General features: G+C 66.6%; 24 protein-coding genes. 13 read left to right on the top strand and 11 right to left on the bottom strand.

Annotation, left to right across the window (positions count from 1 at the left end):
- Nucleotides 1–2: 2 nt before the first annotated feature.
- Nucleotides 3–962 carry a 4-hydroxy-3-methylbut-2-enyl diphosphate reductase gene (gene ispH / locus E4K09_RS00915; protein WP_134494349.1) on the bottom strand — a complete coding sequence of 320 codons (960 nt, stop codon included), beginning with the start codon at nucleotides 960–962 and terminating at the stop codon, nucleotides 3–5.
- A gap of 145 nt (nucleotides 963–1,107) precedes the next feature.
- Here ispH and E4K09_RS00910 point away from each other — a divergent pair, with 145 nt between their 5' ends.
- Genes E4K09_RS00910 through E4K09_RS00900 form a run of 3 tightly spaced genes read left to right on the top strand, consistent with a single transcriptional unit; the run spans nucleotide 1,108 to nucleotide 5,089 of the window.
- A complete protein-coding gene (locus tag E4K09_RS00910) occupies nucleotides 1,108–2,958 on the top strand; it encodes a monovalent cation:proton antiporter-2 (CPA2) family protein (protein WP_134494347.1) in 1,851 nt (616 codons plus the stop codon).
- Nucleotides 2,958–4,313 carry an MATE family efflux transporter gene (locus E4K09_RS00905; RefSeq protein ID WP_134494345.1) on the top strand — a complete coding sequence of 452 codons (1,356 nt, stop codon included), beginning with the start codon at nucleotides 2,958–2,960 and terminating at the stop codon, nucleotides 4,311–4,313. The genes E4K09_RS00910 and E4K09_RS00905 overlap by 1 nt, the downstream gene beginning before the upstream one ends.
- A gap of 38 nt (nucleotides 4,314–4,351) precedes the next feature.
- Nucleotides 4,352–5,089, top strand: a complete 738-nt coding sequence (locus E4K09_RS00900; protein WP_134494343.1) for a DUF937 domain-containing protein — start codon at nucleotides 4,352–4,354, stop codon at nucleotides 5,087–5,089.
- Here E4K09_RS00900 and E4K09_RS00895 read toward each other — a convergent pair.
- Nucleotides 5,086–5,397, bottom strand: coding sequence for a DUF1127 domain-containing protein (locus E4K09_RS00895; RefSeq protein ID WP_134494341.1), 312 nt, complete (start codon nucleotides 5,395–5,397; stop codon nucleotides 5,086–5,088). The two genes, E4K09_RS00900 and E4K09_RS00895, sit on opposite strands and share 4 nt — an antisense overlap.
- A 275-nt stretch (nucleotides 5,398–5,672) precedes the next feature.
- Between E4K09_RS00895 and E4K09_RS00890 the strand changes: the two genes are divergently transcribed.
- Nucleotides 5,673–6,563: a LysR substrate-binding domain-containing protein gene (locus E4K09_RS00890; RefSeq protein ID WP_134494339.1), complete on the top strand. Its 891-nt coding sequence runs from the start codon at nucleotides 5,673–5,675 to the stop codon at nucleotides 6,561–6,563.
- Nucleotides 6,564–6,566: 3 nt separating this feature from the next.
- On the opposite strand, the gene E4K09_RS00885 is transcribed toward E4K09_RS00890, so the two are convergent.
- Both E4K09_RS00885 and E4K09_RS29955 read right to left on the bottom strand, forming a co-directional pair.
- Entirely contained in the window at nucleotides 6,567–7,508 is a 942-nt protein-coding gene (locus tag E4K09_RS00885) for a DMT family transporter (protein ID WP_134494337.1), read from the bottom strand.
- 319 nt (nucleotides 7,509–7,827) lie between these two features.
- Nucleotides 7,828–8,565 (bottom strand): helix-hairpin-helix domain-containing protein, encoded by a 738-nt coding sequence (locus E4K09_RS29955; protein ID WP_244610297.1) that lies wholly within the window; start codon nucleotides 8,563–8,565, stop codon nucleotides 7,828–7,830.
- Nucleotides 8,566–8,908: 343 nt separating this feature from the next.
- Here E4K09_RS29955 and E4K09_RS00875 point away from each other — a divergent pair, with 343 nt between their 5' ends.
- From E4K09_RS00875 to E4K09_RS00865, 3 genes are read left to right on the top strand one after another with little or no spacing between them, the layout of a single operon-like run.
- Nucleotides 8,909–9,862, top strand: a complete 954-nt coding sequence (locus tag E4K09_RS00875) for an ABC transporter substrate-binding protein (RefSeq protein ID WP_244610296.1) — start codon at nucleotides 8,909–8,911, stop codon at nucleotides 9,860–9,862.
- The gene (locus E4K09_RS00870) at nucleotides 9,862–10,668 is read left to right on the top strand and encodes an ABC transporter ATP-binding protein (protein ID WP_134494333.1); all 807 of its coding nucleotides are present in this window, start codon (nucleotides 9,862–9,864) and stop codon (nucleotides 10,666–10,668) included. Before E4K09_RS00875 ends, E4K09_RS00870 begins: the two co-directional genes overlap by 1 nt.
- The gene (locus E4K09_RS00865) at nucleotides 10,665–11,438 is read left to right on the top strand and encodes an ABC transporter permease (protein ID WP_134494331.1); all 774 of its coding nucleotides are present in this window, start codon (nucleotides 10,665–10,667) and stop codon (nucleotides 11,436–11,438) included. The genes E4K09_RS00870 and E4K09_RS00865 overlap by 4 nt, the downstream gene beginning before the upstream one ends.
- Before the next feature lie 21 nt (nucleotides 11,439–11,459).
- Here the strand turns inward: E4K09_RS00865 and ampC are convergent, their stop codons facing one another.
- Complete coding sequence (gene ampC, locus E4K09_RS00860) at nucleotides 11,460–12,587, bottom strand: class C beta-lactamase (protein WP_425293798.1); 1,128 nt, start codon at nucleotides 12,585–12,587, stop codon at nucleotides 11,460–11,462.
- 268 nt (nucleotides 12,588–12,855) lie between these two features.
- Complete coding sequence (locus E4K09_RS00855) at nucleotides 12,856–13,944, bottom strand: hemerythrin domain-containing protein (RefSeq protein ID WP_134494327.1); 1,089 nt, start codon at nucleotides 13,942–13,944, stop codon at nucleotides 12,856–12,858.
- 480 nt (nucleotides 13,945–14,424) lie between these two features.
- Here E4K09_RS00855 and E4K09_RS00850 point away from each other — a divergent pair, with 480 nt between their 5' ends.
- Nucleotides 14,425–15,435 carry a threo-3-hydroxy-L-aspartate ammonia-lyase gene (locus tag E4K09_RS00850; RefSeq protein WP_134494325.1) on the top strand — a complete coding sequence of 337 codons (1,011 nt, stop codon included), beginning with the start codon at nucleotides 14,425–14,427 and terminating at the stop codon, nucleotides 15,433–15,435.
- Between the two features lie 5 nt (nucleotides 15,436–15,440).
- Here the strand turns inward: E4K09_RS00850 and E4K09_RS00845 are convergent, their stop codons facing one another.
- The 3 genes from E4K09_RS00845 to E4K09_RS00835 form a co-directional block, all read right to left on the bottom strand.
- Nucleotides 15,441–16,127 carry a hypothetical protein gene (locus E4K09_RS00845; RefSeq protein WP_134494323.1) on the bottom strand — a complete coding sequence of 229 codons (687 nt, stop codon included), beginning with the start codon at nucleotides 16,125–16,127 and terminating at the stop codon, nucleotides 15,441–15,443.
- Nucleotides 16,124–16,435 (bottom strand): hypothetical protein, encoded by a 312-nt coding sequence (locus tag E4K09_RS00840; RefSeq protein WP_134494321.1) that lies wholly within the window; start codon nucleotides 16,433–16,435, stop codon nucleotides 16,124–16,126. The genes E4K09_RS00845 and E4K09_RS00840 overlap by 4 nt, the downstream gene beginning before the upstream one ends.
- Before the next feature lie 276 nt (nucleotides 16,436–16,711).
- Nucleotides 16,712–17,185, bottom strand: a complete 474-nt coding sequence (locus E4K09_RS00835) for a MarR family winged helix-turn-helix transcriptional regulator (RefSeq protein WP_134494320.1) — start codon at nucleotides 17,183–17,185, stop codon at nucleotides 16,712–16,714.
- Between the two features lie 59 nt (nucleotides 17,186–17,244).
- Between E4K09_RS00835 and E4K09_RS00830 the strand changes: the two genes are divergently transcribed.
- The 3 genes from E4K09_RS00830 (at nucleotide 17,245) to E4K09_RS00820 (ending at nucleotide 18,918) form a co-directional block, all read left to right on the top strand.
- On the top strand, nucleotides 17,245–17,598 hold the full coding sequence (locus E4K09_RS00830; RefSeq protein ID WP_134494318.1) for a DUF1428 domain-containing protein: 354 nt from the start codon (nucleotides 17,245–17,247) through the stop codon (nucleotides 17,596–17,598).
- A 10-nt stretch (nucleotides 17,599–17,608) separates the two neighbouring features.
- The gene (locus E4K09_RS00825) at nucleotides 17,609–18,397 is read left to right on the top strand and encodes a VOC family protein (RefSeq protein WP_134494316.1); all 789 of its coding nucleotides are present in this window, start codon (nucleotides 17,609–17,611) and stop codon (nucleotides 18,395–18,397) included.
- A gap of 257 nt (nucleotides 18,398–18,654) precedes the next feature.
- The gene (locus E4K09_RS00820; RefSeq protein ID WP_134494315.1) at nucleotides 18,655–18,918 is read left to right on the top strand and encodes a hypothetical protein; all 264 of its coding nucleotides are present in this window, start codon (nucleotides 18,655–18,657) and stop codon (nucleotides 18,916–18,918) included.
- Between the two features lie 19 nt (nucleotides 18,919–18,937).
- Here the strand turns inward: E4K09_RS00820 and E4K09_RS00815 are convergent, their stop codons facing one another.
- Nucleotides 18,938–19,180 carry a DUF3297 family protein gene (locus tag E4K09_RS00815; RefSeq protein WP_134494313.1) on the bottom strand — a complete coding sequence of 81 codons (243 nt, stop codon included), beginning with the start codon at nucleotides 19,178–19,180 and terminating at the stop codon, nucleotides 18,938–18,940.
- A gap of 320 nt (nucleotides 19,181–19,500) precedes the next feature.
- On the opposite strand from E4K09_RS00815, the gene kynA reads away from it, so the two are divergent.
- Nucleotides 19,501–20,322, top strand: coding sequence for a tryptophan 2,3-dioxygenase (gene kynA, locus E4K09_RS00810; protein WP_134494311.1), 822 nt, complete (start codon nucleotides 19,501–19,503; stop codon nucleotides 20,320–20,322).
- Nucleotides 20,323–20,340: 18 nt separating this feature from the next.
- The gene (locus E4K09_RS00805; protein ID WP_134494309.1) at nucleotides 20,341–21,507 is read left to right on the top strand and encodes an aminotransferase class V-fold PLP-dependent enzyme; all 1,167 of its coding nucleotides are present in this window, start codon (nucleotides 20,341–20,343) and stop codon (nucleotides 21,505–21,507) included.
- 257 nt (nucleotides 21,508–21,764) lie between these two features.
- Here the strand turns inward: E4K09_RS00805 and E4K09_RS00800 are convergent, their stop codons facing one another.
- Nucleotides 21,765–22,745 carry an aldo/keto reductase gene (locus E4K09_RS00800; protein ID WP_134494307.1) on the bottom strand — a complete coding sequence of 327 codons (981 nt, stop codon included), beginning with the start codon at nucleotides 22,743–22,745 and terminating at the stop codon, nucleotides 21,765–21,767.
- Between the last annotated feature and the right edge of the window lie 155 nt (nucleotides 22,746–22,900).

Raw genomic sequence — 22,900 nt, 5'->3', positions numbered from 1 at the left:
GTTTACTCCGCCGCCTGCTCACGCAACTCGCGCGGCAAAGGAAAGAACACGCTTTCGTCCGCCGTCGACACGCTTTCTACCGAGACCTCATAGCGTTCCGCAAAGGCGTCGATGATTTCTTCCACCAGGATTTCCGGAGCGGACGCACCGGCGGTGATGCCGAGGCTGCGAATGGTCCCAAAGAGAGACCAGTCGATATCCTCCGCCCGCAGGATGAGACGCACGAGCGAGCATCCTTCCCGTTCGGCCACCTCGCGCAGGCGCTGGGAGTTGGAGGAATTGGGCGATCCCACCACGATCATGGCCTCCACCTGCGGCGCCACGCGCTTGACCGCACCCTGGCGGTTGGTGGTGGCGTAGCAGATATCCTCCTTGTGCGGCCCGACGATGGTGGGGAAGCGCGCCTTCAGGGCGTCCACCATGTCCTGGGTATCGTCGACCGACAGGGTCGTCTGGGTCACGAAGGCAAGGTTCTCCGGATCCTCGGGCTGCAGCCGGGCGATATCGTCCACGGTCTCGACCAGGGTCGCCGCGCCGTCCGGCAGCTGCCCCATGGTGCCGACTACTTCCGGATGTCCCGCATGGCCGATCAGGATGATGTGCCGGCCCCGCTTGTGGTGAACCTGCGCCTCCCGATGGACCTTGGTCACGAGCGGGCACGTGGCGTCGATGGCGAAGAAATCACGGGCTTGGGCGGCCTCGGGCACGGATTTCGGAACCCCATGGGCCGAGAAGATCACCGGAGCCTTGGTGTCGGGGATCTCGTCGAGCTCCCGCACGAAGACCGCTCCCTTCCGCTTCAGGTTCTCCACCACGTATTTGTTGTGCACGATCTCGTGGCGCACATAGACCGGCGCGCCATGGATCGCCAGCGCCTTCTCGACGGCGTCGATGGCGCGGACAACCCCGGCGCAGAAGCCGCGCGGGGCGCAAAGCAGAATGTCGAGGGGTGGCTTCGTCATGATTTGGCGATGTGGCGAGACGGGACCCTTCCTGTCAAGCGGGAGCGACGGTTATTCGCGCCCCGCATGGTCTCAAGAAGGGCTCGCTCTTCCAGGGAAGACCCCCTAGAAAGGGGGGGTTCCCCTCACCGGATACGATTGCCCGATGGCCAGCCCAGCCTCCCATGTCAGCTTTCTTCCTCCGATCCTCACGTTCTGCGGGGCGGCGGTCATCGCCGTGCCGGTCTTCCGCTTTTTCGGCTTGAGCGCGGTGCTCGGTTACCTGGCCGCGGGGATCGCGATCGGGCCGTCGGGCCTGAGCCTCGTGGCCGACCCGGGGACCGTCGCCACCGTGGCGGAACTCGGGGTCGTGCTTCTTCTATTCATCATCGGGCTGGAACTGAAGCTCTCCCATCTCTGGTCCATGAAGCGGGACATCTTCGGGCTGGGCTCCGCGCAGTTGATCATCACGGCCCTCTGTCTCGGCGGCGCGGCGCTGGCCATCGGCTTCGGGCCCAAGGCGGCCTTCGTCATCGGCATCGCCGTGGCGCTCTCGGCGACCGCGATCGCGCTTCAGATGCTAGGAGAGCGCAACGATCTTCCGACAGCCTATGGGCAGCGCTCCTTCGCCATCCTGCTGTTCCAGGATCTCTCTGTCGTTCCCGTGCTCGCGATCCTGCCTCTGCTCGCCTCCGGAACGGCTGTCGAGGAAACCTCGGCGCTGGACCGGCTCCTGGCCGCCGGCGAGGCGATCGCCGCCATCGCGGCGGTGGTTCTGGTCGGCCGCTACGGTCTGAACCCCTTCTTTCGCATTCTGGCGCGCACGGGCTCGCGCGAGGTCATGACCGCATCGGCCCTGCTGGTGGTACTGGGCGCCGCCCTGCTCATGCAGGAGGTCGGTCTTTCCATGGCCATGGGTGCGTTCTTGGCCGGTCTGCTGCTGGCCGAATCGAATTTCCGGCACCAGCTCGAGGCCGATATCGAGCCCTTTCGTGGCATGCTGCTCGGCCTGTTCTTCATGAGCGTGGGGATGTCCATCGATCTCGCGCTCGTGCGCCAGCAATGGGTGCTGCTGGCCCTCGCGGCCCCGGTGGTGATCGTCGGGAAAACCCTCCTGATCACCGTTCTGTCGCGGCTGTTCGGAGCCACGTGGCGCGAGGGGCTGCGGTCCGGCACGCTTCTCTGCACCGCCGGTGAGTTCGCCTTCGTGCTCCTGCCCGTCGCCACGGCGGCCGGATTGATGTCCCCGGGCGAGGCGCAACCCGTGACGGCCCTTGCGGCCATCACGATGCTGCTCGGCCCCGTCTTCTCGACCCTTGTCGAGAGGGCCCTGCTCTCCCGCCCGGAACGGGCCGATGCCCCTGGCATGGACGATCTGACCGGGCAGGAAGGCGAATTGTCGAGCCGTGTTCTCGTGATCGGCTTCGGGCGCTTCGGACAGATCGTGAATCAGGTCTTGCTGTCGCAGAACGTCAACGCCACCGTGATCGACAATAATGTGGAGCGCGTCCGCGACGCTGCCCGCTTCGGCGTCAAGATCTACTATGGAGATGGAACCCGCCTGGACGTGCTCCGGGCAGCCGGCGCCGAAAAGGCGGAGATGATCTGCGTCTGCACGGACGCGCCCGAGACGATCGAGAAGATCGCCGAGATCATCCGGGGGAACTTTCCGAACGCCCGCAGTTTCGTGCGCGCCTTCGACCGTATCCACGCCGTGAAACTGCTGACGATCGGGGTCGATTACCAGCTTCGCGAGACGTTCGAATCCGCCATCGTCTTCGGCCGCTCGGCGCTCGAAGAGCTGGGTGTCGCGGCGGACGTCGCCGCCAACGCGGCACTGGACGTGCGCAAGCGCGATGTCGCGCGCCTGTTCCTGCAGAAAGAGATCGGAGCGAGCTATGGCACGGAACTGGTCGTCGGAGCCAAGATCACGCCCGAGCCGCTGACCTCGCCGACGGCAAAGGCCAGGGCCTTGAGCCCTGAAACGCGCGACATCCTCGGCGAGGGAGCCCTGTGATGGACGCTCGCCGCGCCGACACGCCCGTCTTCGTGCAGGGCTCGACCATGCGCCACGTGCTCGTGATGACGGGAACGGGCGCGGCCGGTCTGATCGCCATCTTCATCGTCGACCTCGTTTCGCTGCTCTACATCTCGTGGCTCAACGATCCGAGCATGACGGCGGGCGTCGGTTTGGCGACGGTCGTGATGTTCTTCACGGTTTCCATCAATGTGGGCCTCATGATCCCGATCGGCGCGCTCGTGTCGCGCGCGCTCGGCGCCCGCCGGCATGAGGATGCACGACGGCTTGCCACCTCCGGCACCCTTCTCATGGCGGCGATCGGCGCGGCCGTGAGCCTGATCGCATTGCCGTTTCTGCCTCAGATTCTCGGAGCCATGGGGGCGAGCGGTTCCGCTTACGACGTCGCGAGAGACTTCCTTTGGATTGCTCTCCCGACGAATGTGCTGATGTCCGTCGGCATGGCGTTCTCCACCGTGCTGCGTGCTGCGGGCGACGCCAAGCGCAGCATGTATGCGACTCTCTCGGTCGCCATCGTGACGGTTCTCCTCGACCCTATCACGATCTTCGTCCTGGATCTGAAGTCGAACGGCGCTGCGCTCACCATCAGCCTTGCGCGCGTCGTCTATCTGTATGTCGGCTATGTTTATGTCACCCGGGCCCACAATCTGCTCGCGAAGCCCACGCTGCCATCCGTGATCCAGGACGCTAAGCCGTTCTTCGCCATCGCCGTTCCGGCCGTTCTCACCAATCTCGCCGCGCCCGCGGCAAATGCCTTCTTCACCGCCATCATGGCCCAGTTCGGCGACCAGGCCATTGCCGCCTCCGCCATCATCGACCGGGTGACGCCGGTGTCCTTCGCGGGTGTTTTCGCGCTGGCAGGAGCCATTGGCCCGGTTCTGGGACAGAATTGGGGGGCGCGGCGTTATGATCGGATGAGGCAGACATTGAAGGACTCTCTCACCTTCATGATCGTTTATGTGCTGGGCGTATGGCTTGTGCTGGCCCTGCTGCAGGATCTCATCGTCCTGGCGTTCAACGCGCCGCCCCTGACGGCCGAGCTGGTGAAGTTCTTCTGCCAGCTGAGCGGCTTCATCTGGTTCTTCGTGAGCCTCGTGTTCGTTGCCAACGCTTCGTTCAACAACCTCGGCTATCCGCTGCTCTCAACCTTCTTCAACTGGGGCCGCGCAACGCTGGGCATGATTCCCTTCGCCTATTTCGGAGCCCAGATTGGCGGCCCGAAGGGCGCGCTGATCGGCATTGGCGCCGGATCCATCGTCTTCGGAATCGCGGCCATCATCACTGCGTTCTGGACAATCCGGCGATTAGAGAGGCAAGCTGTCCCAATGCCTTGAAAGGGCAAGCCGGTACCCGAGCATTCGAGGAGCCTGTCATGTTCAACTGGTTCGACCTGATGCGACAGGCGCAGACACAAGAGGGCTTCGAGACCCTGGCGCGGCAGTTCCAGCTCTCGGGCGATCAGCAGCAGCGGGCCATGGCGGCCCTCATGCCGGCCTTCATCATGGGCCTCCAGCATGCGATGACGCAGGATCCCAACCGGTTTCTGCAATTGCTGGCGAATGGTGGATACCAGCAGTTCTGGCAGATGGCGGGACGCTCCTTTTCCTCGCAGGCCCAGCAGGAGGGCCGACGCCTGCTCGACCAGTTCTTCGGCTCGGACGAAGCGAGCCGTCGCGTGGCGCACCAGGCGGCGGACTTCGCAGGCATCGGGGTCGAGACCATGCAGCAGATCCTGCCGCTCTACGCTGGCCTTGTCGCAGGCGGGCTGTCGCAGTGGATGACGGCACAATCGCGGGCCGTCCAGGGTTTCACGTCGCCAGGCGAGAGCGAGAAGCCCAAGCCGCAGACAGGCAATTCCTGGGCTGATCTTTGGACCGGGTGGATGAAAACTCCGGAACCCGAGAAGACGCCCGCCGCCAATCCGTTTCAGGAGATGATGGCGGCCTTCCTGCCGATGCCTGCCCCCGAGAAGCCGCAGGATCCCGAGCCCTCGTCTTCGGCCTCGTGGGGCGAAATGATGGAAAAGGGACGCGAGATGCAGCTGCAGTATCTCACGTCCCTTCAGTCGATCCTCGACGACGCCTGGGGAACAGGCCCGAAGAAGCCTTAAGTTCGGCTCACGAACGGAACCACGGGGCGTGGCTTGCGTGTGACGGCGGGCTCGTGCGCCTGGATGGGGTGGCTCGCACATCGCACCAACACCCATGACGGACGGTGATGAAGGGGCTCCGTCAGGGCGTTTTCCACATCGTCGCGCGTGAGGCCGATATCCTTGAGCATGCGCTCATCGAACTCGGCGAGATTCCTGACTTCCCGGCGGTCCTTGAATGCCTTGGCGAGGGAGACGAGCGAATGGGCGAACCAGCTCAGGATGTTGGCTCCTGGCAGAATTCTAAGGGATGCTGCGGACCGGATCATGACAGGTCTCCTTCGCTGTCGGGTGTTGCTCAGGCTTGTCGGCAGGGCAGTAGACGTTCCAGGATGTTCCAAGACCGCTCCAGGACGTGTTCCAAGACGTTGCAGGGAGCGTTCCAGGACGCGGGTGATGACGACCTACGGGTTTATCCTTTTAAGTCTCTGATATTCAGGCGTATTTTCTTCCCTGTTGGGATGTATACCATGGAGCGTTTCATCACTTGAAACGATTGTTTGAGATATGTATCATCATTGTCGTTGATGATGAGGCCAGGGCCATGCATTTGCTCGATATCGACCAGCTCCGAACCTTCGTGGCGATCGCCGATACGGGATCGTTCACCCGCGCGGCGGAGATCGTGCACAAGACCCAGAGCGCGGTGTCCATGCAGATGAAGCGGCTCGAGGACCGGGTCGGACGCCCGATCTTCGAGCGCGACGGACGCCTGTCCAAGCTCACCGACGAGGGCGAGCGGCTGCTCGATTACGCGCGCCGGATCGTGCGCCTGAACGCGGAATGCATGGCCTCCTTCAACGAACACGAGCTCACGGGCCGGGTGCGCCTCGGCCTTCCGGACGATTACGCCGACCGCTACCTGCCGGAGATCCTGGCGCGGTTCTCGCGCTCGAACCCGAAGGCGGAGGTGACGGTGATGTGCGAGCCCACGCACAATCTGATCGAGCGCGTGCAGCACGGCGACCTGGACCTCGCCATCATCACCCATGTGGACCGGCGCGGGCCCTCCGAGATCGTGCGCATCGAGCAGCTTCTGTGGGTCACCTCCGCGCGCCACGGCGTGCACGAGGAGAACCCGATCCCGCTGGCCCTGGGCCGCCCGAACTGCGACTGGCGCCATTCCGCCACGGAGGCGCTCGAAGGCGCCGACCGGGCGTTCCGCATCGCCTATGTGAGCTGGCATTCCACCGCCGTCGGCGCGGCGGTGCTGGCGGGCCTGGCGGTCTCGGTGCTGCCGGAAAGCGCCGTACGCCCCGGCATGCGGATCCTGGGCCCCTCGGACGGCTTCCCGGCCCTGCCCTCGTGCAAGATCGGGCTGATCCGCGCGCGTGGCGAGGAGAACCCGCTCGCGGACGCGCTCGGCTTCCACATCAAGCAGTCGCTCGACAACCTCGGCGCCATGCGCCCGGTCTACCCGGCCGCTGCGGAATAAGCGCTATTTCGCGGCAGGCTTGCTCAGCACCAGCACGTTGCCGGCGAGGGCGAACACCACGCCGATCACGGCGAGCACCGTCCACTGGTAGCCTTCGACGAGGGTGGACACCGCGAGCGCGATGATGGGGAACAGCACGGTGGAATAACCCGCCCGCGCGGCCCCGAGGCGGCGCAGCAACGTGAGATAGGCCATGAAGGCCAGGACCGACGCACCGACGGAGAGATAGAGCAGCGAGCCGATATACCGGACGGTCGGCTCGATGACGAAGGCGTTGCCGCGCAGCAGGTTGAGCGCCAGCAGCACCGCGCAGCCATAGGTCATGCCCCAGGCGGTGGCGGAGAGCAGCGGCACGCCCCGGCGCTGCACCACCGTCGAGACCATGTTGCCCGAGCAGAAGAACAGGGTGCCCATCACGCACAGGGCGAGGCCCTTGAGCGCATCCGCGTTGAAGCCCGCGCCGGCGATCTCGGGCCAGAACAGGAGGCCGATTCCGGCAACCCCGATCACGCCGCCGAGCGCCACGCGCGGCTCCACCCTCTGGCGGAAGACCACGAAGCTCAGGACGAGGTTGAACACGGAGGCGAGCGAGAACACCACCGAGAGCAGCCCCGACGGCACGCTCAAACCGCCGTAATAGAACGACACGAAATTGGCCGAGAACAGGCAGAACCCCACCGCCGCGAAGCGCAGGTGATCGGCAGCCGCGAAGCGCACCCGGTGTCCGGTGGCGAGCACCCAGCCCCACATGAGGGCGGCCGCCAGCAGGAAGCGCCACAGCACCGACATCTCCGGCGCCACGACCCCGAGCTGCGCATGGAGCGCGATCCAGCTCACGCCCCACAGGAAGACGGTGGCGGCATATAGCCCGAAGGTGGTTCCATCGAAGCGCCTGAGGTCCTGCTTGGCGTCCGGCGCGGACAGGGTGGCACTGGCCTGGGTCATGGGACATTCCGAATCTGCGACAGATATCCCGATTACGCCGAACGGCTCATCAGCACAAATGATGAAATGTCATCGATATCCCTTGGAACGGTGATGAGACGTTCCAGGGCGGTCCCGCAAGGGGATCTCCGGCTGGAGCAATCCCCGGAGCGGGATGGTCCAGGAGCCTCCCGCCCGGCCGGAGATCCCGCGCATCGGTCCGACCTTCTCCGTCATGGCCTTGAGCCGGCCATGACGGAGAAGAGGCCATGACGGTGGAGACCACGGAACGGCAGGCGCGGAATTGCGGCCTAACCGGCAGATGCCGCGCCGGAGCGGCCTATCGCACCGCCACCTGGTCCTTGATCCGCTCGTAGACCGAGCGCCGGACGATCCGGCGCTTCACGAGATCCTCCACCGAGGCGTAGGGGCGGTTCCTGATGATGGCGCGGCCGACGGGGCCGGCGTTGCGCAGCGCGTTGAGCTGCGCGAGGGTGGCCGTGTTGAGATCGATGCGCTCCCCCGCCGGATCGGGCTCGCCGGGCGGGCTCGCCCCGGTGACGGCGCCGGTCATCTCCGCATCGACGGGAGGGGCTACGTCGGAGACGGCGAGCGGGGCCCCGGACATGGGCGTGTCGCCGCCCGTGGGCGCGGCGGCCGGACCGCCGCCCGCGTCCATCGGCGCGGAGGCGGCATCGTCCTCAGCGGGCTGCTGCGGATCGGTCGGCGGCGCACCGCCATCCATGGAAGCGCCCGCGAGGGAAACGCCCGCGAGCGGGTCGGCCGTCGCGACCTGCACCGGGGCCGACGGCACCGGGGCGGCCTGAACGGCTTGCTGGGGGGCTTCGCCGGCGGCGGGCGCGGGGCCCGTGCCGTCGGGCAGCCGGTCGGCCGCCGCCACCTGTTCCAGCGCCCCCGGATCGCCGACCGAGAGGGACACGGCCAGGGCGCCCGATGCGGCGATGACCGTCACGATGAAAACCCGCATGACCTGGAACACGAAAGCTCCGCGCGACCTGAGGGACGCCTGGGGGAGATTGCCGACACGCATGATGACACCCGCAATATTTTTCATCATTAAGGCAAGCATCCAGTATTCCCGCGATCATGGCATATCAGTGGCAACAAAAAATCAGGTTATAGCGTTTGAATACAACAACCTTTGAAGATGAAGACACGGGTTTTGCATCGCCCGATCAAGATGTCGATCCGGCCCGTCCGCGACCTGAGCGACAGGAACTTGGGACTGTACGGAGAGACGTACTTTGGTATTACTGAGAGCTGTACTTGGACCTTACTAGACGCCTTGCTTCTGACCATCCTTGCCTCCGTCCCGGCGGCGTCCTCCATTGACCTTCCGGACGGATCGCCTAGCCTGATCTTGTTTGCGGAGGATCGATGCGATGCGGCACGGATGGCGGATGTCTCTGGTGGTCCTGGCGTCGTGGTTGGTGGCGCAGGCGTCCTCCGCACAGGAGGCGACGATTCTTCGGGTCGGGCATTTTCCCAACATCACCCATGTGCAGGCGCTCGTGGCCCGCGCCATGGAGCGGCAGGGCAAGAGCTGGTTCGCCGAGCGGCTGGGACCGGGGACCAAGATCGAATGGTATGTCTACAACGCGGGCCCGAGTGCCATGGAGGCGATCTTCGCCAAGTCGCTCGATCTCACCTATGTGGGCCCGAACCCGGCGCTCAATGCCTATGCGCGTTCGCGCGGAAGCGAGGTGCGCGTGATCGCGGGCGCCGTGAACGGCGGATCGGCCCTCGTGGTGCAGGGCGATTCCACCCTCGCGAAACCCGCCGACTTCAAGGGCAAGCGCATCGCGACGCCGCAATTCGGCAACACGCAGGATGTGGCCGCCCGCGCCTGGCTCGTCGCCGGCGGCCTGCGCATCACGCAGACGGGCGGCGACGCCCAGGTGGTGCCGACGAGCAATCCCGATCAGCTGTCCCTGTTCAAGGGCGGCCAGCTCGACGGGGTGTGGACCGTGGAGCCCTGGGTGTCGCGCCTCGAATCGGAAGCCGGCGGCAAGGTGCTGGTGGAGGAGAAGGACGCGATCACCACCGTGCTCGTGTCGAGCGCGGATTTCCTCGCGCGAAAGCGCGACCTCGCCCGGCGCTTCGTGGCGGCGCATCGCGAGCTCACCGCGTGGATCGCACAGAACCCGGACGAGGCGCAACGCCTTGCCCGCGAGGAGCTGCAGGCGTCGTTCAGGCTCGGCATGGAGCCCGAGCTCGTGGCGCGGGCCTGGGCGCGCATGATCATCACGGCCGACGTGACGCTGAACGCGTTCCAGTCTTTCGTCACGAGCGCGCAGGCCGTGGGCTTCCTGCGCGGCACGCCCGATCTCAACCGCCTGATCGAGGCGCCTTGATGGAGGGCTCCCCCGCCGTTTCATCCGAGACACGACCTCCCAAGCTCGTCATCGAGGGCGTGTCGAAATGGTTCACGCCCAAGCGCAACATCGTGCAGGCGTTAGACAACGTGTCCCTGTCCGTGGCGAAGGGCGAGTTCGTGTGCCTGCTGGGCCCCAGCGGCTGCGGAAAATCCACGCTGCTCGACATCGTCGCGGGCCTCACCAAACCCGACGAGGGCCGCGTCATCGCCGACGGCAAGGTGGTGGAGGGCCCCGGCCGCCAGCGCCTGGTGATGTTCCAGGAATCGGCCCTGTTCCCATGGCTCGACGCCTTCGGCAACGTGATGTTCGGCCTGAAGCTGCGGCCGGACCTCACCAACGCGGAGCGCCGCCGGATCGCGAACGAATATCTCGATCTCGTGGGCCTCGCGAAGTTCAAGCACGCCCATGTGCACGAACTCTCCGGCGGCATGAAGCAGCGCGTGGCGCTCGCGCGCGCTCTCGCGCCCGATCCGCACGTGCTGCTGATGGACGAGCCCTTCGCGGCGCTCGACGCGATGACGCGCGACCAGCTCTACGACGACATCCAGCGCATCTGGATGGAAAGCCGCAAGACCATCATCTTCGTCACGCACAACGTGCGCGAGGCGGTGTGCTTAGGGGATCGCATCGTGCTCATGTCGCCCTCGCCGGGACGCATCGCGCAGGTGTTCGAGATACCCCTGCCCCGCCCGCGCGACATCAACAGCCCCGAGCTTGCGTCCTACGCCTCGCGGATCGCGGCGGCCCTGAAGGGCAGCAAGAACGGAGTCGTATCCGAATGAGGCGCCTGGCCGTCGCTCTCCTCTTCTTCGCCGTGCTCATCGGCGCGTGGGAACTCGCCGTGCGCAGCGGACGCTGGTCCGCGGTGCTGCTGCCCTCACCCATCTTCGTGGGCGAGTACATCTGGGGCGCGATCCTCGACGGCACGCTCGTCGAATCCACCTGGGTGACCTTGAAGCGCCTGCTCGTCGGCTATGCGGCCGGAGTCCTCATCGGCCTGCCGCTCGGGCTTCTCACCAGCACGTCGCAGTTCCTGGAGGACACCGTCGGCGCGCTGGCGCTGGGCTTCCAGACGCTACCGAGCGTGTGCTGGGTGCCGCTCGCCCTCGTGTGGTTCGGCCAGACCGAGGGCGCGATGCTCTTCGTGGTGATCATGGGCACCGTGTGGTCCGTGATCATCGCCACCGATCACGGCGCGCGCAACATTCCGCCGATCTTCGCCCGCGCCGCGCGCACCATGGGGTCGGAAGGATTCCACAAGTGGACGCGGGTGATCCTGCCCGCATCGCTGCCCTTTCTGGTCAGCGGCATGAAGCAGGGCTGGGCCTTCGCCTGGCGCTCGCTGATGGCGGCGGAGATCTATGTCACGATCCTCACCGGCTTCGGGCTCGGCCACCTGCTCCATTACGGGCGCGAGCTCAACGCCATGGAGCAGGTGATCGGCGTGATGATCGTGATCGTGGTGATCGGCCTTCTCGTGGACCGTCTGCTGTTCTCGCCCTGGGAGCGTTTTCTGCATCTCCGCTGGGGCACGAACGTGAAGGAAACGTGAGGCCCGCCTTCGGCAGGCCTCTCACCGCCGGGACCGCCCGTCCTCACCCGTCGCGGCAAGGTGCTCGAGCACCGCATGCGCCGCCGTGATGCGCGCGGGAACCGGCACATTCTTGTTCGCCAGCATCACGATGCCGATCCTCCTCTCGGGCACGAAGGCGACATAGGACGCGAAGCCGTTCGTGGAGCCGGTCTTGTTGAACAGCGTCGGCCGCGCGGGCGCCTGCGGCGGGGCGAGCGGCGTCGCGGGCTGGGGCTGCGTCGCCATCGTGGCGGAATTGCCGGCGAGCAGCCGCTCCAACGAGACCGGATACGGGTACTGCTCCCACCCGAGCCCCTGCACCATCTCGCCGATCTTGAAGTATCCAACATGGGTGCCCTCGACGGCGCGCCGGATCGGCCCGTCGAGACTCTCGGGCCGCAGATGGGCCTCGACGTAACGGATCAGGTCGGCGGCGGTGGATTTGACCCCATAGGCCTGCGCGTCGAACATGCCCGGATTCACCCGGACCGGCTTGCCGGCCTTCGTGTAGCCCCAGGCATAGCGCGCCATCGCCGCCTCTGGGACCCGGACATGGCTGTCGCCGAGACCGAGTTTGGGGAAGATCTCCGTCTCCATCGCATCGGCGAAGCCGCGCCCCAGCGCCAGCGCGCCCATGTGCCCGAACAGGCCGAGGCTCGGATTGGAGTATCGCCGCTGCGCGCCCGGAGCGGCGGACGGCTTCCATTGCCGGAAATAGGCGATCATCGTGGCATCGTCCGCGACGGAATCGGGGAACTGGAGCGGCAGCCCGCCCGCGGTATAGGTCCCGAGCTGGAGGAGGCTCGCCCGGTCGATGGCGCTGCCGCGCAATGGCGGCACGTACTGGCCCGGGTGATCGTCGAGCGACACCTTGCCCAGGGCCTGCGCATAGGACACCAGAGTAGCCGTGAAGGTCTTGCTGACGGAGCCGAGCTCGAAGAGCGTGTCCTTCGTCACCGGAGCCCCGCTCTCCTTCGACGCGACGCCGTAGCTGAAAAAGGATGACCGGCCGTCGACCGTGACGGCCACGGCGATTCCCGGAACGTCGTATTGCTTCATGATCGGACGGACGGCGCGATCCACGATGCCGGCGATGGCGCCGGTCTCATCCGCGGCGCGGCACGCCATGGGAAGCAGGCCGGAGACGATTATGGCGGAAACGACGAGCCTTCCGGCCCTGGCAAGATAGGTCAACGAGCATCTCCCTTTCGGAAGACCGGTTCTAGAACACAGGAGCTTTCGGGAAGGTAAGCGGGCCGGGATTGCGGGCATCGTTCGACGAAGGTATCCGCCTCGCCGCACGATCGTGCGGCGAGGCGGAGAAAAGAGCTGGTTCCACGGGCGTGGAATCAGCTCCGACGCCGGATCGGCCCTCGCCGATCCCGCCTGTCGAGCCTCAGGCTCCGCCGGTCTTCGGCGTGCCTGTGTCCCGGTTCTCCGTCTGGCCGCCGCCGGTGCCGATGGAGCCGACCGAGGCGGCCGGGCTGGTGCCGGGGGAGGTTCCGCCGGGCTGCAGGGGCGTCGAGAGGCCGGAGGGCGCACGAGGCGGATTGGCGGACGAGAACCAATGCTCGTCCGATCCCGCGCCCGAACCGGCCGCGCCCGTGTCGCCCGATGCCGGGCGGTCCGTCCGCCCGGCGGTGGAGCCGGCTGCGCCCGTGGACCGCGATCCGTCTGCATCGAACGAAGAACCTGCAACGGCTCCTATGCCCGAAGACACCCCCAAGCCCTGATCTGAGCCCGTGCTGCGTGAGGAAGCCATGCCGCGCGAGGCTCCCGCGGGACCGGAGGAGGCGCGGCCTTCCAGGCCGCGGCGGCTCAGGGAGCGGTCGATCACGCCGCTGTCGAGCGGGAACGGGGGCTGGGGACGGCGCGGCGCGGGACGCAAGGGACGGTTCGCCCGCGAGGTCGTGCCCTTCGACAGGCTCCAGGCCAGGGCGGCGCCGCCGATGGCGAGCGCGCCCGCCAGAACGCCGAAGGTGAGGCCCGTCGGCATGCCGTAGCGGCTTGGCATCATCGCCTGCGGCATGAACCAGCGCGACGCCTCGTAGGAGGCGATCTTCTCGCGCTCGTAGGCGCGCCGCAGCGCATCCGCTTCCTCACCGGAGATGATCCCGCGGGCCGCCACCAGGGCGCCGTTCTCCTCCAGGCTGAAGGCGTGGCGGATCACGCCGACGAGTTCCTTGAAGTCGAGCGCCCATTGGCGCGTGTTCTTGTTCGGCTGGGCGGCGAGCGCATCGAGCCTGCGTTGAATGTCGCGATGCTCGTCGTCGAGCTCGTGAAGATAGGTTTCCGTGCGTCCGTCCTCGGCAAGCGCCGGATAGAGAACGTTCTGCTTGGCCGAAATGTGGCGCTCGAACTCGTCCTGCAGATCGGCAAACAATTCAGCGCGGCTGTTGGGGCCCGTCGGTGTCGCGTCGATCACCTCGCGGCAGAGCTCCTCGATATTCGCGTGCTCCGACAAAATCATCCGCCACAGATCCATGGCGAGCCTCCTCTCGAGATTGCTTCAGCGGAGAACGGCTTCGGCTGGCCAGCGTTCCGCCGCCGCGCCGTGACGGCGGCTGCCCTTAAGGGGAGTTCACCCGTCGCGCTTCGCAGAGACGTGTCGCTCCCACACCGTCACCCCCGCACTGCGCCGTCATGGTCTCCTGCCATCATGGCCGCGCCTGTTGCGGCCATCCACGTCTTGACGAACCGCGCCGGGTCAAAGAGGTGGAAGTCCATGCCCTCGGCGCGGCCCTTCGGGTCCGGCTTAAAGCGCCGGGCATGACGTGGAGAGGGTCGGTGACGACGAGGAGGGCATGACCGGGAGAGGCTGACGACACCTCTCCGTCATGCCCCTGCCCACGGCCGCGACATGCGCCTTGTCCAGGTTCCCACACATGCTATGCCTGCCGGAGAGAACCGAACCTTGAGAGACCGGCAGGCTCCTCCCGGGAACCTGCATCGCGTAGGATGAGCCATGACGATCACGAACCCCGCCGCGCCTGCCCCCGCCGACAAGCCGAGCCTTCCCACCTACGACGACGTGACCACGGCGGCGTGGCGGATCGCGGATGTGGCCCATCGCACGCCCGTGCTCACCTCTCGCACGGCCGACGAGCGCACCGGCGCCAAGCTGTTCTTCAAGGCGGAGAACCTGCAGCGGGGCGGCGCCTTCAAGTTCCGCGGGGCCTACAACGCCATCGCGCGGCTGCCGGACGACGCGAAGCGGCGCGGCGTGGTGGCGTTCTCCTCGGGCAATCACGCGCAGGCCATCGCCTATGCGGGCCAGCTCCAGAACGTGCCGACCGTGATCATCATGCCCAAGGACGCGCCCGCCATGAAGGTGGCCGCCACCAAGGGCTATGGCGGCGAGGTGGTGCTCTACGACCGCTACAGCGAGGACCGGGAGGAGATCGGCCGCAGGCTCTCGGCCGAGCGCGGCCTGACGCTCATCCCACCTTATGACCACGAGGACGTGATCGCCGGCCAGGGCACCGCCACGAAGGAACTGATCGAGGAGGTCGGGCCACTCGACATGCTGCTCGTCTGCGTCGGCGGAGGCGGGCTGCTGGCGGGCTCGGCGCTCGCCGCCCGGGCGCTCTCCCCCGCCTGCCGCATCTACGGCGTGGAGCCGGAAGCGGGCAACGACGCGCAGCAATCCTTCCGCACAGGCGCCATCGTGCGCATCCCGGTGCCCGTCACCATCGCGGACGGAGCCCAGACCACGTATATCGGCCAGAAGACCTTCCCGATCATCCGCGCGCTCGTGAACGACATGGTGACGGTGAGCGACAGCATGCTGGTGGACACGATGCGCTTCTTCGCCGAGCGCATGAAGATCGTGGTGGAGCCCACGGGCTGCCTCGCCGCGGCGGCGGCCCTCCACGGAATCGTGCCCTGCAAGGGCAAGCGCGTCGGCGTCATCATCAGCGGCGGCAACGTGGACCCGAAGGCGTTCGCGGGCTTCCTCGCCGGGACCCACCCTTAAGCGCGCTATCGGCTCGCCCGCAGGACAGCCGCCTGTCCGTCGTGATCGCCGGTCGTCAGCGCCGGATCGTCCGTCAGGCTGTTGCCGAGGCTGACGGACCCTGCCGCCTTGTAGGCGGTGCTGCGGTCGAGCCGCCGGGCGAAATCGTCCCGGGCCTGGTTGAAGGACGCGTAGCGATGGCCCGGCCAGCGGAACGGGTCGACCCGCTCGCGGCTGAAGGCTCCCGTGAAGAGATAGGATGGCCCCAGCCGGTAGGGGCCGAAGAGCCGGCCATGATTGTTGCTGAGCTCGAACACCTCGTCGGACAGGGCGTCGTCCCAGCCCTTGGGCAGCTGCGCATAAAGCTCTCGGCCGATCAGCGCCTGGTAGCCGGTGGAATGCCCAAGGCGGACGGGATAGCCCGCCCGCGCCGCCGCCGCGAGCAGCCGCGCGGTCGCATCCTGCGCGCTGACGGCGGCGTCGTCGATGACGATCACGTTGATCGGCTCGCGCAGAACCTTGCCCTGGTAGATTTCCCCGAGCCAATCCGACGGCACGCCCTGCGCCGTGAGCATCCACTTGCCGATCGGGGGCAGGCCCGGCGGGTCCGCGGCCTCAAGGCCGGGATCGGGAAGCGGCTGGGACCGGGACGGCGCGGCCGAGAGGGCGAGCAGCGCCGCGCCGAGAACCGCCATGCGGCGGGCCGCCCTCATGATTGTCCCTGCGGGGCGAAGAAGCAGACGATGGCCCGGGTGGTGGGCTCCTCGCACATGTGGAAGTGCCGGTCGGGCGACGGCTTGGCATTCTCCCGACGGATCAGGCGGCCGTCCCAGAGCCGGTAGCCGTCCTCCGTTTCGGTGACGGTTTCACCCCTGACGCCCCCCAGTTCGCGGCAATCGTGGTCGCTGCAGCACCAGGCCGGATACCAGCTATGGGCCAGCGCCTGCGACCCCGCCAGGATGGCCGCCGCCGCGACCGCGGAGATTCGCCTATGAGTCCTGCGTGAGACCATGCGGGACAAGCCTTTCTCGAGGACGAGCCTCCTCGGCAAGCTTGTCTTGAATCTTGGGCGCGATGGTCCCGCGTCCAGTCGTCGGGCCGGGTTGCGTTCCGACGGGCGCACCGTTTCCCACCCGTCACGGCGCCTCCCCCACAGCCCCTCTCGTCATGACCCGCTCTCGTCATGGCCGTGCTTGTCACGGCCATCCACGTCTTGGAAGCGCAACGTCAGAAGACGTGGATCCCCAGGCCAAGCCTGGGGATGACGGAGGAGAGGCGAGACGATGAAGGAAGGGCCCTAGCGCCCCTTCTTCGACGGTCCGGATCGGGCGAGGCTGTTCAGGGCGCCGCGCACGCGGTCCGGCTCGAGGCCCGGGAGCTGCGCTTCGACGGCCGCATGAAGGTCGCGCCAGACCGGCACCGCCGCGGCCAGCAGGCTTCGCCCCTTCTCGGTGAGGTGCAGAAGGCGGCTGCGGCGGTCGTCAGGGTCCACGGTCACGGCCACGAAACCGTCGCGCTCGAGCGGCTTCAGGGCCGCCGTCAGGGTCGTCCGGTCCATGGCGAGCAGGTGCGCGACCGCCCCGATCGCCGGCGGCTTCGGCCGGTTGAGGGCATTGAGAAGGGAGAACTGTCCGGAGGTGAGCCCGAGGGGCTGGAACGCCTCGTCGAAGAGCCGGGACAGCGTCCGCGCGGCCCGCTGCGCATGCAGGCACAGGCAGGTGTCACGCACCAGGAGGGTCGTTTCGAACGAGTCGGCACGGCTGTTTGACATGCCTCGATTATGTTGATATCAACCTAAATGTCAAGAACAGAGACAGATGGGAGACGCCGATGCCGTACGTGGATGGATTCGTTCTGGCCGTGCCGGCCGACAGGAAGGAAGAGTACCGCAGGCACGCTGCGTCCGCCGCGCCGCTGTTCAAGGAATTCGGCGCGACCCGCATGGTCGAGTGCTGGGGCGACGACGTGCCGGACGGCAAGCTCACCGATTTCCGCATGGCCGTGAAGGCGCAGGACGGCGAGGTGGTGGTGTTCAGCTGGATTGAGTATCCCTCGAAGGAGGTCCGGGACGCGGCGAACCACAAGATCATGACCGATCCGCGCATGAAGGCCATGGCCGACGAGATGCCCTTCGACGCCAAACGAATGATCTTCGGCGGCTTCGCGCCGATCCTCGACGTGTAGGAGATCCCCGATGGCCAATCAGCATGGCGATTTCGTCTGGTACGAACTCCTGACCACCGACGCCGACGCGGCGGCGCGGTTCTATGGCGCCGTGATCGGCTGGCGGAGCCGGCCCGCGGAGGGATCCGACAGGGGCTACCGCCTCTTCGGGATCGACGGCACGGACGTGGCCGGGTTCATGACGCTCCCGGCGGGAGCCGAGAATGCTGGCATGCGACCGATCTGGCTAGGCTATGTGGGCGTTGAGAACGTCGACGCGGCGGCGGCCCGCGTGGTGCAGGCCGGCGGCGCTCAGCCCATGCCGCCCACCGACATCCCGGGCGTGGGCCGGCTCGCGATGCTGGCCGATCCGCAAGGGGTCCTGTTCTACGTGATGCGTGGCGCCATGGACGCCACGAGCACGGCCTTCTCCCCGACCGAGCGCGGCCATTGCCACTGGAACGAGCTCGCCGCCCGCGATCAGACATCGGCGCTCGCGTTCTACGCCGATCTGTTCGGCTGGGAGAAAGGCGATGCGATGCCGATGGGGGAGATGGGCGACTATCAGTTCATCACGCACCAGGGCCAAACCATCGGCGCAATGATGAACCGGACGGAGGGCGGCCCTCCCCCGGCCTGGACCTTCTATTTCGGCGTCGAGGAGATCGACCGCGCGGCGCAGGCCGTCTCGGAGAACGGCGGCACGATCCATTACGGCCCCGCCGAAGTCCCGGGCGGCGTCCACATCATCGTCGCGAGCGATCCGCAGGGCGCGATGTTCGGGCTCGTCGGCCCCCGCGCGGCCTTCTCCGGGAGATAGCCCATAGGGTCGTCATCTCCGGCGTTGACCCGCACTGCATAACACGTGGATGGCCGGGGCACGCCCGGCCATGACGGGAGGAGGACGGATGGTCGAGCATGACGCCGGGTGTGCGGAGCCTCCGCAAGACCCGATCATGGCGGCTGGACAGCCTCGCGCGCCCGCTGCCTCTCCGGATTATTTGACGCTCCCCCGAACATCCCGGGCCCAGCGACATTTCCTCGTAAGACGCAACCGCCATACCATGAGGATGGGCCGTGACCGCGAAGAAATCAGAGGACGACCTCGTCGATGCAGGCTCGGAATATTCCTTCCCGGCCAGCGACCCGCCGTCCTACATGGGCGGCGCGCTGGTGACCGGCGCTCCTCCGCACGACGGATCGCCGCCGCGCGAGCCGGCGAGCCATGAGCTGGCGGCACCCGACGAGGCGAAGCCCGCGGAGGATGCGCCTCAGGGCACCGATCCCGCGCGGGTCGGCAAGGCCCCGCCCCAGCCGGGCTCCGGCGGCAACAATCCCTGAAGCCGCCGAGGCGGCAGGCTCACGCCTCGCTCTGGAGGTAGGGCTCGACCGTGCCCTTGAGCTTGATCGTCATGGGATTGCCGAAGCGGTCCTTCGCGTTCCCGGCGATCACGCGGACCCAGCCCTCGCTGACGCAATACTCGTCCACGTTGGTCTTCTCGGCTCCGTTGAAGCGGATGCCCACGCCCTTGGCCAGCAGCTCCTCGTTGTAATAGGGGCTGTTCGGGTTGGTGGACAGGCGGTCGGGAAGTGCGTCGGACATGCGTGGGTACTCCGTTCAGGGACAAATCGGGCCGCACGCTAGAGCATCGGACCCGAAAGTGGAATCCACTTTCGGGATTCATCCGATACTCGCTTTTTACAAGGAGCGCATCGTCGGTGCGGGAAAACCGGGCCCGCAAGTTGCGCTAGGCATCACACCCAAAAGTAGAGTCTACTGTACTTTCTTCTACTTTTGAGACAGGTTCGTGTTCCCCCTTTCCATGCGATCGTCGCGTGACGATGTTCTCGCCTCCCCTATTTCCTCTTCGCAACCCGAGAACGATACGTGCTCGGGCAGGACCAGTATCGAGGGAAGGCATCATGTCAGCGGCGGACGGAATTCACACGGATTTCTCGGAGAGCATGAGCTACGGGGATTATCTCCAGCTCGACGCTCTTCTGTCGTCTCAAAAGCCCCTCACCCAGGAGCATGACGAGCTTCTGTTCATCACCATCCATCAGGTGATGGAGCTGTGGCTCAAGCTCCTGAACCGCGAGCTCGACACGGCGCTGGCGCATCTGCGCGCCGACGAACTGCCGCCCGCCTTCAAGTGCACGGCGCGCATCAACCGGATCCAGGAACAGCTGATCCAGGCCTGGACGGTGCTCTCCACCATGACGCCGTCGGACTATCTCAGCTTCAGGCCGGCGCTGGGCCGCTCCTCCGGCTTCCAGTCCTGGCAATACCGCCTCGTGGAATTCAAGCTCGGAGCGAAGGACGACGTGAAGATGGCGCCGCACATGCACCGCGGCGATCTCGCGGTGCAGCTCGACGCCGCCTATCGCGCGCCGAGCCTGTACGACGAGGCTCTTCGCCTGCTGGCCCGCCGCGGCTACGACGTTCCCGACGACGTGCTGAACCGCGACGTGACGCAGCCCTACACCGCGCATCCCGGCGTGGAGGCCGTGTGGGAGGACATCTACCGGCATTCGAACGAGCATTTCGATCTCTACGAACTCGCCGAGGAGCTGGTCGATCTCGAGGATTCCTTCCAGCAATGGCGCTTCCGGCACATGAAGACCGTGGAGCGCATCATCGGCATGCGCCGCGGCACCGGCGGCAGCACGGGCGTCACCTATCTGCGCAAGGCGCTGGACCGCTACTTCTTCCCGGAGCTCTGGTCCGTGCGCGGCAACCTCTGAGCCGCCGAGATGTCTCCCATGCTCGACCTGCGCTCCCGCTTCTCCCGCTTCCTCGACGCCGCCCCGGAGCGTCTGCATTTCGCCGCGCACAGCCACCATCCCTGGCCGGACGTGACCCGCGCGGCGCATCTGCAGGCCTGGGACGATGCCGCGCGCCTCGTCGACGACAAGTGGGAGCACGTGCTCGGCCCCGTCCTCGAGGAATTCCGCGCGCATGCGGCGGGCCATCTCAACCTGCCGGATTCCGGCACCATCGCGGTCGCGCCCAACACGCATGAATTCCTCAAGCGCATCCTCTCCTGCTTCCCTGCGGACAGGCCGGTCCGCATCCTGACCTCGGACGGCGAGTTCCATTCCTTCAGCCGGCAGATCGCGCGCCTGGAGGAGGAAAGCCTCGCCGCCGTCACGCGCGTGAAGGTGGAGCCCTTCGCCAGCTTCGAGGATCGTTTCCGATCAGCCGCAGCCGGCGAGCACGATCTCGTCTTCGTCAGCCAGGTCTTCTTCAATTCGGGCTTCGCCGCGGATGTGCGAAGCCTCGTGGACGCCGCGGGCGAGCGCGCCCTGGTGGTGATCGACGGCTATCACGGTTTCATGGCGCGGCCGATGGACCTGAGCGCCGTCGCACAGCGCGCCTTCTACATCGCGGGCGGCTACAAATACGCCATGGCGGGCGAAGGCGCCTGCTTCATGCACTGCCCGCCGGACTGGGGCCCGCGCCCGCGGGACACCGGGTGGTACGCCGCCTTCGGCGCCCTCGCGGCCGCGCAGCCCGGACAGGTGGGCTACAGCGCCGACGGCTGGCGCTTCATGGGCGCGACCTTCGATCCGTCCGGCCTCTACCGCTTCAACGCCGTGATGCGCTGGCTGCGGGATGAAGGCATCACGCCTGCCATCGTCCATGCGCATGCGATCGCGCTGCAGCAGCTCTTCGTGCAGCATGTCGCGGACATCCCGGCGCTCGGCCGAGCCCGCCTCGTGGTGCCCGAGGACGAGATGCGGCGCGGCAACTTCCTGACCTTCGAGACCCCGGGGGCTCAAGATCTCCACGCCGGACTCACGCAACGCCATGTGGTCACGGATGTCCGGGGCAACCGCCTGCGGATCGGGTTTGGTCTCTACCAGACGCAGGAGGAGGTGAGCGAACTCGTCAGACGCCTGCAAGGAATGGGCCCGGCGCTCGCCTGAACCTTCCGACGCCTTGCCTCCGGGCTTCGCCTCTGCGGCTGCTTCATCTCTCGTCATGCTTGGCCTTGAGCCGGGCATCCACGTCTTTGCACACCTTTCCGCAAACGCCTTGTCATCACCGGCCTTGTGCCGGTCATCCTGACGCGGTGAAGCGCCGTGCTTTTCGGATCGGGTCGGCCGGGACGATGAAGACGTGGGAAGGTGGAGGAGCAATCGAGGAATGGGACCGCAGCGTCCGTTGCCGCTGCAGTCTTCACTTAGAGCCCGACTGTCTGCATGCCCGCCGCCGCGTAGCGCGCTCCGGCCACCGCGCCGGGCGGCATGATGCGGTCGATCCGTGCCAAGTCTTCCTTCGTGAGCGTGACCTCGAGAGCACCGACGTTCTGCTCCAGGTAGCTGCGCCGCTTCGTGCCGGGGATCGGCACGATGTCGTCGCCCTGCGCCAGCACCCATGCGAGGGCGAGCTGCGCGGGCGTGCAGCCCTTTTCCTGGGCCATCGCTTCGATCTCGCGCACGAGGTCGAGGTTCTTCTGGAAGTTCTCGCCCTCGAAGCGCGGGGAGTTGCGGCGGAAATCGTCAGGCTCCAGATCGTCGATGCTCTTGATCTGCCCGGTGAGGAAGCCGCGCCCGAGCGGCGAATAGGGCACGAAGCCGATGCCGAGCTCGCGCACGGTGGCGAGGATCTCGTCCTCCGGGTCGCGGCTCCAGAGGGAATATTCCGTCTGCAGCGCGGCGATGGGGTGAACCGCATGGGCGCGGCGGATGGTCTGGGGCGCGGCCTCGGACAGCCCCAGATGGCGCACCTTGCCTTCGCGCACGAGATCGGCCATGGCCCCGACCGTGTCCTCGATGGGCGTCTCGGGATCGACCCGGTGCTGGTAGTAGAGATCGATCACATCGACCTTCAGCCGCCTGAGGCTCGCCTCGCAGGCCTGGCGCACGTAATCGGGCTTGCCGCTGATGCCGAGCCGCTCCCCGTTGGGCCCGCGCACGTTGCCGAACTTGGTGGCGAGCACCACCCGGTCGCGGCGATCCCGGATGGCGCGGCCCACGAGCTCCTCGTTGTGGCCGACGCCGTACATGTCGGCGGTGTCGAGGAAGGTCACGCCGAGTTCGATGGCCCGGTGGATCGTAGCGATGGATTCGCCCTCGTCGCGACCGCCGTAGAATTCCGACATGCCCATGCAGCCGAGGCCGATGGCCGAAACCTGCAAGGGTCCGAGGTGTCGCGTCTGCATGGGAGATCTCCTGGTCGGGCGTGGATGGGCGCGAGCCCCGGCAACTGGGGCGTCGTGCGGCCCTTCGGGTCCGCTAAGACGATGCTCTCATTCTTGAGAAAAAAGCATCGGATTGATCCCAAACGTGCAAGTCCACTTTTGGGTCCGATGCTGTA

Origin of the sequence: Microvirga pakistanensis (assembly GCF_004458765.1) — a bacterium.
Taxonomy (GTDB): Bacteria; Pseudomonadota; Alphaproteobacteria; order Rhizobiales; family Beijerinckiaceae; genus Microvirga; species Microvirga pakistanensis.
This window is presented reverse-complemented; position numbering and strand designations above follow the sequence as displayed.